Raw genomic sequence first — 10,908 nt, forward strand, 5'->3', positions numbered from 1 at the left:
ATCATATTGCTTTCTACTATTTTTAAATTCGCTAAACATACCTGTAATACATATTTCTTAAAAAAAACGATGCGATTCCTAATAAAACTCCAAAGAAACCACTAATTATTAATATTAAGACTTTACGTGGAGATGATTTATCAATTGGTACGATTGCAGGATCTATTATGGTAAATGCCGGGGTTTCTTCTACTACTGTAATTTTCGCTTGCTCTAATTGCTGCGCCAATCCTTTATATACATTGGATATAATTTCATATTCATCCCTTAATCTTTGATATTCTATGTCAACTCTTTCTGATATAGTATTACGGTGCTGATCTTTATAATTAAAATATTTTTTTTGTATTGACTCATACTCAACTTTCTTCTCATCAAACTGTTTAGTAATAAATTCCAAACTTTGACGAGATTGTTTTGTCTTATATTTAATCATATAGTCTTGTAATAACTCTACAGTTTTTTCAACAAATTGTGCTGTTACTATAGCTTCATTTCCCTGTGCAAAAACACTAACAATTCCAGTTTTTTTATCTACATTTAGTTGCACACTTTCCTGAATCATCTCATATGCATATTTCTCCTTCTCTGTCAAAAAAATAACCCCTACGTCTGTTTTATTCAATTTATTATCACTAGAAACTTCCTTAAAAATGGCATCTTTCAAGGTCCATGGAAGTTTTATAGTATATTTCAACAATATATCACCGACCGATTCTACACTATCCGATACAATATATTCATAAAATGATTTAGGAGTATCACAATTTCGAAAGTTATACTGTTGCATAATCATCTCTCTTTGAAAGGGATATGATTTAACCACCTGCGGGTAAATTTCTGCTGGTATTCCCGAAGCATCTCCCAACATACTTCCTAGGTTAATACCGGCCATGCCTGCTAAATCACCTAAACCTCCCAAATTACTTGCTTTTTTTTCAGCTGAAGGTAACAGTGTGGCTGATGCTGTATATTTATCAGGACTTGTAAATGCTATGATTAACCCAATTAAAACACAAATACCCACCGAATAATAAATAATCTTTCTTCCATCCCATATGGTTTTAACAAGGGCAATTAAATCTATCTCGTCGTCTTTTATAATAGCTCTTTCTTTATTTTCTTCCAAAGTCATGATCTGCTAAAGTTATATAAGTTGGCTATTTCTATTTTGTTTGATTAACTACCGTTACCACTGTTAAAGATAAGGAAGCCAAAGCACTTCCTATACCAATCCAAGCAGCTGCCGTCATTGGAGCTCTCTGTGGCTTTTGTGGCACAACTATTTCCGCTCCAGGTGTTACTTTTGGATACTTCTTGAAAAATATCAATGATGATTTAGTACCTGATGCTGATCCATTAGGATAAACAACATAAACTTTCCCTTTTTTGGCATTTAAACCAAAACCTCCACCATCCCAAATATAGGATTTCAGCTTTTTACTTTTTATAAAAGTAGAAGATATAGGATTTAACACCTCTCCTGAAACTTTAACCGTTTGCATTTCTCGCGGAATAAATATTTCATCACCTCCTTTAAGAAATACATCATCTCTACCTCCTGGATTCTCAAGCGCCTCCTTTAGACTTACCCCAACTACATCAAAGTTCAAATCGGTAAATGACAAAGTACTATCTCTTTCAAGTAACTCAGCCCTCAATCGCTTCTGCTTCTCACTTATTTCAACCTTACGCGTCAGCATTGCACCTTCGGGGTAAGCATCCGTTGTTAAACCACCTGTTCTTGCAATTAAATCTGATAGACGCTCTACTTTAGATTTTAAAGCATACTCACCTGCATAAGCTATCTCACCTCTAACTCTAACAACCGCCGATTCGGAGAAACCAGGTAACTTCCTAACAAATATCTGATCAAAAGGCTGAAGTTCAAATGAATCCTCACCTTTCGTCAGTTCAAGACTCCTTGGCACTTTCATTTTATATACATGAGCCAATTTTTCACTCACGGTACTTCCTTCCACAACAGATAACCTTCTAGAAACTTCAATGTAAGCATCAGATGCAGACTCTAAAAAACCACCCGCCTCATAAATAATATCTTCAACAGTCATTTCTTTCTTGAAATCAAAAACTCCGGGGCTTTGGACTTCACCGTATATTTGTACAGTTCGATATTCTCTTAAATCATGTATTGACGATATATTTACAATATCTTCTTTTTGCAATAATAAATCGGACTTACCTTGCAGCACCTCCTCAATATTGAATGATATGCTTTGCAAGCTATAATCATCTTGTACCCTAGTTATAATACCTCTATAAATAGAAGCATCGCCACGTATACCATCCGCATTTTTTATCAAGGTTGATAGATTCAGCCCCTCTTGTAATTCATAATCTCCTGGGCGATAAACAGCACCTTCCAAACTAACCATATTTTGAAACCGTTGCGTAATTTTACCCACAACTAAACTATCCCCGTTCTGAATACTTAGTTGATCAAAATTTTCTTTTGTAGCATCTTTAAACAAGAGGTCTTTACCTGTCTTTCGGTATAATTCTAATCTCTCTGTATACGCTTCATCAGTAAATCCACCGGCATAAGAAAGTATATCCTGTACTGTTTCTCCTTTCTTACCCTCAAAAACACCCGTACGCTTCACTTCACCTTCCAATACAACTTTATTAATATATGGAGAAACTAATATTACATCTCCATCTCGAAGTGAAATATTAACTTTTGAATTTCCATTGATTAAATAATCATATACATCTAAAGTTGTTTGCAATTTACCATCACGAATAACTTTTATTTCTCTAAACGAACCCGTTTGATTTGGCCCTCCTGCTAAATATAAAGCATTGAATGCTGTTGAAGCACCTGACAAAGTATATGTACCAGGCGCGAACACCTCTCCAATAACATTTACTCTGATTGCTTTTACTTCGGAAATACTTATACTGGCAAATGTTCTTGGTGTAGCTGCGTCTAAATCTCTATAAATTAACACCAATTTATTTCGAATCTTACTACTTGCTTTTTCTAACGTTAACCCACCTACTGAAATTAATCCAACATTGGGAATGTTTATTTTCCCATTTCTATCAATAGTCAACTGATAACTTTGCTGAGAAGCTCCCCATACGTCAATTGAAATACCATCACCACTTCCTAACAAGTATGATGGAGAAACTGCACTATTAGCACCTGGAAAAAAAGATAAATTTTCGTTGTTGAAGAATTGAAAACCGAATATTCGATTATCTATTTTTGCAGAATCAATTATCGCTTTGGACGAAAGAGATTCTTCAGTACCGATTTCATCAAATTCATTAATAGCAGAAAGATCAGTATCTCCACCACCCATTTTTACTTCTTCAATTTTCTTCTTTAAAGCACTAATTTCAGATTCTGTCATGCCTCGTGCACGGGCCAATGCAATAGCCTCTTGCTCCGACATGCCACGTTTATTCATTTCTGCAACTATTTTTTTAACCTCAGATGTGCTTAATGCATTTACATCTACATTTTGAGGATCTACATTTTGAGCCACAGCATTTCCTGCGGTCAATAAAAAAGCAATGAAAAAACTGAATAAAACTTTAAGTCTCATGAAAGGATATTTTCAAAAAATAACAAAAATCAATTTATATTATTACAATCTATGGTACGCTTCGCTTCCTGAGTCACATATATAATATGTTCAGAAAGCATTTTGTAAGTATCGCGCTAGCGAGTATATTTACAACAGTCACAATGACTGTTAATTAATTGTTCTCTTTAAAATATTTACGCTGAAAAAGAAGGATGATAACTATCCCAATAGTGATCGCAGAATCAGCCACATTAAACACTGGTCTAAAGAATACATAATGATCACCTCCCCAGAAAGGCATCCACTCAGGAAAGGTTCCCTCTAACAATGGAAAATAGAACATATCTACTACTTTTCCGTGAAGAAATGAAGCATAACCACCTTCTGCAGGAAACAGGCTAGCTACTTGTGGATAACTATCATTAAATATCATACCATAAAAGGCACTATCAATGATATTACCAATAGCTCCTGCTAGTACTAAAGATATGCTAACAATTAAACCTGTTGGTGCATTCTTTTTGCTCAATTGATGAAGATAATAACCAATACCGATTACTGCAATGATTCGAAATACACTTAGAATAACTTTACCAAACTTCCCAGCCAACTCCATTCCAAAGGCCATTCCATTGTTTTCTATAAAATGGATCATGAACCAGTTTCCAATTACACTGAATTCTTCTCCTAGCATCATATGAGTTTTTACCCATACTTTTAATGCCTGATCTATCACTAACACTAGAAGAACTATTGTAAGTGGCTTTTTTAATATCGAAAGCATAACAAATTATTTTAAAAAAGTGATCACCCATTATGAGACCACTTTTTTAAGTGAAAGTTTAATCGCGAAAATTACTTTTGATTTCTTTTTGCGTCGATGCTAAGTGTAGCATGGGGCACAGCTCTTAATCTTTCCTTTGAGATTAACTTACCAGTTTCTCTACAAACTCCATAAGTCTTATTTTCAATACGAATTAAAGCAGCTTGTAAATGCTGAATAAACTTCAATTGCCTTTGAGCTAGTTTCCCTGCTTCCTCTTTCGATAACACAGCAGCGCCCTCTTCTAACACTTTAAATGTAGGGGATGTATCTTGTGTATCATTCCCATCTTCGTGTGTTATTGTATTTCTAAGTAGCTCGTAGTCCTTCTTGGCCTTATCTAGTTTGCCATTGATAATTGACTTAAATTCTTGCAATTCCTCGTCGGAATATCGGGTCTTCTCTGCCATAACAGTTAAATTTTAATGACTATGCTTTTTTTCTAACACAGATGTAGGTTTCAACCTCACTGTCGATTTCTACAAGTTTTCCCTCAGCTTGATTACACTCATCTACTAAATTAATTTGCTCAGCCAAGGTTTGAGCCGCAATATAATCTTTATAGTTGATTACTGCTTGATTTATTACATCATTTTTAACAATATCAAGCGTTATTTTATCCGTTACCTCAAACCCAGAATCCTTTCGTAAATTCTGAATTCTATTAACAAACTCTCTTGCAATTCCTTCTTCTCTTAAATCCTCTGTAATATTAATATCCAGTGCTACAGTTATTTTACCCTCACTAGCTACCAACCATCCTGGTATATCTTCCGACATAATTTCAACATCATCAATAGATAATTCAATAGATTCTCCATTAATATCAGCTGCAATTTTCTCATCCCTCTCTATGGTAACAATGTCTTCTTGGTCCATTTGGTTAACAAAGCCAGCAATTTGCTTCATCATTTTACCATATTTTGGCCCAAGTGCTTTAAAGTTTGGTTTAATCTTTTTAACCAGAACACCGGCAGTATCAGTCAAGAACTCCAGTTCCTTAACATTTACTTCTGACAATACTAAATCTTTTATCTTATCCACCTGCTCTTGAAACTCTGTATCTAAAACAGGAATCATAATTTTTTGAAGTGGCTGGCGCACTTTTAAGCTTTCTTTTCTACGAAGACTCAAAACCATCGAAGAAATATCTTGCGCATACAACATTCGTTGCTCAAGTGACTTATTAACTAACGCTTCGTCGTGTTTAGGGAAAGAACTAAGATGTACTGAATCAAATTTAGCTTTTCCTGAAACAGAAGTCAAGTCTTGATACAATTGATCCATATAAAATGGTGCAATTGGTGCCGATAACATGGTTATTGTTTCTAAACAAGTATACAATGTTTGATATGCAGCAATCTTATCTTTTGAATATTCACCACCCCAGAATCGCTTTCTGTTTAAACGAACGTACCAGTTACTTAAATTCTCAGTTACAAAATTCTGAATAGCCCTACCTGCTTTGGTAGGTTCATAAGCTTCAAAACTTTCGGTAACTTCTTTAATTAAACTGTTTAATAAAGAAATAACCCAACGATCAATTTCAGGTCGCTCCTCAATAGCAATCTCCTCTTCCTGCCCAGTAAACCCATCCACATTTGCATACAACGCAAAAAACGAATATGTATTATATAATGTTCCAAAGAACTTACGTTTCACTTCATCAATTCCACCTAAATCAAATTTTAGGTTATCCCATGGCTGTGCATTAGTAATCATATACCAACGCAATGGATCGGAACCTAGTTTTTCAATCACTTCAAAAGGGTCAACAGCGTTGCCTAAACGCTTAGACATTTTATTGCCATTTTTATCTAACACTAATCCGTTAGATATAATATTTTTAAAGGCTACTGAGTCGAACAACATGGTGCCTAAAGCATGCAAGGTAAAGAACCAACCACGTGTTTGGTCAACACCTTCTGCTATAAAGTCAGCTGGGAATATTAATTTATTATCTGAGTCATTCGTTTCGAATGGATAATGCATTTGTGCATAAGGCATCGCTCCAGAATCGAACCACACATCAATTAAATCAGCCTCGCGGTACATTTTTTCGCCTTCATCCGAAACTAAAATAATGTCATCAACATATGGTCGGTGAAGATCAACTTGGTCGTAATTTTCTTTAGAAAAATCACCTGCTTTAAAATCCCCATACGGACTTTTCTCCATCACACCAGCTTCCACTGCTTTTTTAATTTCAGCAGTTAGCTCTTCCACAGAACCAATACACTTTTCAACTTTCCCATCCTCTGTTCTCCAAATAGGAAGTGGAGTTCCCCAATAACGAGAACGAGAGAGATTCCAATCTACTAGGTTCTCTAACCATTTTCCAAATCGACCAGTTCCTGTTGATTCAGGTTTCCAGTTGATGGTTTTATTCAATTCTAGCATTCGATCCTTAACTGCTGTTGTCTTAACAAACCATGAATCAAGCGGATAATACAAAACAGGTTTATCCGTTCTCCAACAGTGTGGATAATTATGCGTATGCTTTTCTACTCTAAATGCTCTATTGGCTTGTTTCAACATCACCGAAATATCCACATCTAAAGAAGGATCTTTATCAGTTAAAGAATCGTCGTAGGCATTTTTTACAAAACGCCCCGCGTATTCCATGTAAGTATCCAAGTCTACAAATTCCTTAACAAAGGCTGGATCTAAATCTTTTATCAAGAAAAACTTCCCGGTTTTATCCACCATTGGATTTTGCTTACCTTCTTTATCTATCAAGATTAGAGGTGCTATCCCAGCCATTTTTGCAACACGATCATCATCTGCACCAAAAGTAGGCGCAATATGAACCATACCTGTACCATCCTCTGTTGTTACATAATCACCTAAAATAACTCTAAAAGCATCACCATCAGGTTTCATCCACGGAATTAGTTGCTCATAAGCTATTCCTTCTAACTCCTTACCTGTATACTCTTCCATTAATTGAAATGGAACTTTTTTATCTCCAGGTTTATAATCCTCTAATGACAACTCGGTGTTTTTGGCATTAAAATAAGCTGACACCAAATTCTTGGCCAAAATAACCACAAGTGGTTTTCCAGTATAAGGGTTAAACGTTTTTACTTTTTGATATACAACTTGAGGACCAACAGCCAATGCCGTATTCGAAGGCAAAGTCCATGGCGTTGTCGTCCAAGCTAAAAAGAATAACTCATCTTCTACACCTTCATATAAAAATGAAGATTTATCATTTTTGACAACCTTAAATTGAGCAGTACATGTAGTATCTTTTACATCGCGATAACAACCTGGTTGATTTAACTCGTGAGTACTCAAACCCGTTCCTGCAGCTGGAGAATATGGCTGAATGGTATATCCTTTATAAAGAAATCCTTTGTTATATAATTCCTTTAATAAATACCACAGTGTTTCGATGTATTTATTATCGTAGGTAATATATGGGTTCTCCATATCAACCCAATATCCCATCTTATGGGTTAAATCCTCCCACTTATCGGTATACTTCATCACATCTTTTCGACATGATGCATTATATTCTGCAACAGTGATTTTTTTACCGATATCTTCCTTTGTAATTCCAAGTGATTTCTCTACCCCTAACTCAACCGGAAGGCCATGGGTATCCCAACCAGCTTTTCGGTTTACTTCGAAGCCTTGCTGCGTTTTATAACGACAAACAATATCTTTTAAAGAACGAGAGATAACATGATGAATACCAGGCAAACCATTCGCTGATGGTGGTCCCTCATAAAACACAAATGTCGGATTGCCTTCGCGAGTTTTCACACTTTGCTCAAAAGTGTTATTCTCTTCCCACTTTTTTAATATATCCTTATTAACCTGTGATAGATCTAATCCTTTATATTCTTTGAATTTAGTACTCATCTGTTCTTAATTCCTCTAATTTTTAAAAGTTTTGCAAATATAATAGATACCTAGCTACCTAACAATAGCGATAGGCTTTATTTATTTACAATATATCGTGAGTCATTATTATTGAAATAAATCATTAGTTTTATGCCTAAATCACTAACGGTTTCAACATGAATTTCTATAGTATACTACGATATAGTAACAAAATAAAAAGCTCGAATATCAAACTTATTGGTTTGTTTATTTTACATATATTAGGAAGAAGGCATTTATCCATAAGAATTGATCCTTCCTTAAACTGTAATCTATTTTGTAGAATGTGCTATTTCAGTTCGATGGAACAACGTAAAAAGCTTAAAGGCATCATCCCTGAGAGCGATTTTGAACATATTGCACGCGTTCTATTCCCTAAAGCTTTTCAAGTATATATTGGTTGCGGAGCTGAGCCAACAACGCATAGGAAGTTTATTGAATTGATTGAGCTTGCACAGAAATATAAGGTTTCAGATATAGGGGTAGTAACTAATGGTCAACTCTTAACTGAAAAACAGATAGAGTACATGTGTCACTCAGGATTAAATGAGCTTACGCTTTCTTGTCATGGCGTAACTAAAGAAAGTTATGAGCATTTTATGACCAATTCCAAATTCGATCGTTTTAAACAAACTTTAGAACAAATCAACGAAGCGAAGGAAAGAAACAATACAAATCTTCCTGAAATAAGAATAAACTATACCGTTAACAACAGAAATCTTTCGGAATTAAATAATTTCTTCGATTTATTTGATACATATAAAATTAGTACATTACAAATACGGCCTGTTCTAAATATAGGAGGCAAATATTCCAATGCAATTACAAATGATTAAATACCTGAGTATAATAATATCATTAATGATTTTAAAGAGAAGTGCTCCAATAGAGGTATCCGGCTATTAGCTAATACTACCAATATTAAATTCACTAATAAAAACTATAACGAGAAAGTAGCTGATGCTGTTTATTGTTATATAGGTCCAAAAACAGAAAGCGAACTTAACATTAATTGGCAGCAAACGAACTTTAAAGAATTCATCGAGAAATCTAATTGGAGAAAAAAACTAAACTCGTTACTTTTCTCCAATAGAAAGAGCTCCCTAAATAAATCCTCTGCCAACTATAACGTATTTGAATAGCCCATTTACCTATTGATAATATCCTGTTTAATTGAGGTTGCCAATGTCTTTAATTCATGCTCTGTTTCGTCCCAACCAATACAATCATCAGTTACAGAAACCCCGTACTTAAGCATTTTAAGGTCTGCAGGAATAGATTGCTTACCATGAAATAAATTGCTTTCTACCATGATGCCCATTATCGATTTATTTCCATCCTTAATCTGACCTTCAATACTTTTAAGAACTTTTGATTGATTGGACGCATTTTTAAGGCTATTTGCATGACTGCAATCAATCATTAATTTCTTAGGCAAACCAGCTTTATCTAATCTATTCTCATAATCCTTAACACCTGCAGAATCATAATTAGGCATTTTTCCTCCCCTTAATATGATGTGAGTGTATTGATTGCCTTTTGTACGCACAACGGCAACATGCCCATCTGGATCTATACTAATAAAATTATGTGGAGATGCAACAGATTCAAGCGCATTTATTGCGATATCAATATTCCCATCAGTACCATTTTTAAATCCTACAACCGAAGATAAACCACTCGCCATTTTCCTATGACTTTGAGATTCTGTGGTGCGAGCTCCAATAGCCGTCCATGATATTAAATCTTGAATATATTGAGGTGTTACTATATCTAATGCTTCTCCAGCTACAGGTAATCCTAATTCTGCAACATAAGTTAATAATTCCCTTGCTTGTTTTAAACCTTCTTCTAATTCATAGCTATTATCTAAGAATGGATCGTTTATAAGCCCTTGCCAGCCAACTGTAGTTCTTGGCTTTTCGAAATACACACGCATCACAAGATATAATGAATCCTTTACCTCTTCTGCTAATTTCTTAAGCTTGTTTGCATACTCTTTGGCTGCTTCTATATCATGAATAGAACAGGGACCTACAACAACCAATAACCTTTTATCCTCACCTGATAAAATATTTTTAATTGTTTGCTGTCCATCTGCTACAGTCTTAATTATATTTTCATTGAGCGGATATAGATTTTTAAGAACATTAGGCGTAATGATAGCTTGTTCTGCGCTCACGTTTATATTTTCGATTCTCTTATCCGTCATCTTAGTATTGTAATAGTAGTTTAAATTTATGCGCAGCGAAAATAACTGATATTTCTCATATTTTATAATTATAAACAGCTCTTTTGCAAATAAAAAAATAAGATTATAACTAATTTAAGCATATGATCAACAATGACAGCTAATATTCGAACTTGACTTATGTGCAGTTCTCAATTAAGAATAAAACAGATTCCGCTCCGATACGAAGTCAGACTAACTACATATTAAGTACAGACTATACTCATCTGTAAAACTCCTCCGAAACAGCTTCGTAATAAAGTAAGGCCATTTACATATCAAACTCAGACCAAACTCACATATTTGTGAGTTTGGTCTGAGTTTGGTGTAAGTTTTATTTGAATCACTCTCGCAGCTGTCACGCATCGGTATAGAAGAGATACCTAATAATCTTTGTGTGTGATCCC

At 34.8% G+C, this 10,908-nt stretch carries 7 protein-coding genes; 1 reads left to right on the plus strand and 6 read right to left on the minus strand.

The window, feature by feature from the left end; translation table 11 throughout:
- Positions 1–31: 31 nt before the first annotated feature.
- The 5 genes from A8L32_RS21485 to ileS all read right to left on the minus strand — a co-directional run bounded on the left by A8L32_RS21485 (position 32) and on the right by ileS (position 8,250).
- Positions 32–1,135: a Wzz/FepE/Etk N-terminal domain-containing protein gene (locus A8L32_RS21485; RefSeq protein WP_075591519.1), complete on the minus strand. Its 1,104-nt coding sequence runs from the start codon at positions 1,133–1,135 to the stop codon at positions 32–34.
- 31 nt (positions 1,136–1,166) lie between these two features.
- Positions 1,167–3,575 (minus strand): SLBB domain-containing protein, encoded by a 2,409-nt coding sequence (locus A8L32_RS21490; protein ID WP_075591520.1) that lies wholly within the window; start codon positions 3,573–3,575, stop codon positions 1,167–1,169.
- Between the two features lie 154 nt (positions 3,576–3,729).
- Positions 3,730–4,341, minus strand: coding sequence for a lipoprotein signal peptidase (locus tag A8L32_RS21495; protein WP_075591521.1), 612 nt, complete (start codon positions 4,339–4,341; stop codon positions 3,730–3,732).
- A gap of 71 nt (positions 4,342–4,412) precedes the next feature.
- Entirely contained in the window at positions 4,413–4,790 is a 378-nt protein-coding gene (locus A8L32_RS21500; protein WP_075591522.1) for a TraR/DksA family transcriptional regulator, read from the minus strand.
- 19 nt (positions 4,791–4,809) lie between these two features.
- Entirely contained in the window at positions 4,810–8,250 is a 3,441-nt protein-coding gene (ileS, locus tag A8L32_RS21505; protein ID WP_075591523.1) for an isoleucine--tRNA ligase, read from the minus strand.
- Between the two features lie 158 nt (positions 8,251–8,408).
- On the opposite strand from ileS, the gene A8L32_RS21510 reads away from it, so the two are divergent.
- Positions 8,409–9,107, plus strand: a complete 699-nt coding sequence (locus A8L32_RS21510) for a radical SAM protein (RefSeq protein ID WP_083631450.1) — start codon at positions 8,409–8,411, stop codon at positions 9,105–9,107.
- Between the two features lie 311 nt (positions 9,108–9,418).
- Here A8L32_RS21510 and A8L32_RS21515 read toward each other — a convergent pair whose 3' ends face one another.
- Positions 9,419–10,483: a 3-deoxy-7-phosphoheptulonate synthase gene (locus tag A8L32_RS21515; protein ID WP_075591525.1), complete on the minus strand. Its 1,065-nt coding sequence runs from the start codon at positions 10,481–10,483 to the stop codon at positions 9,419–9,421.
- Positions 10,484–10,908 lie beyond the last annotated feature (425 nt).

This window comes from Labilibacter marinus (assembly GCF_001659685.2).
Lineage (GTDB): Bacteria > Bacteroidota > Bacteroidia > Bacteroidales > Marinilabiliaceae > Saccharicrinis > Saccharicrinis marinus.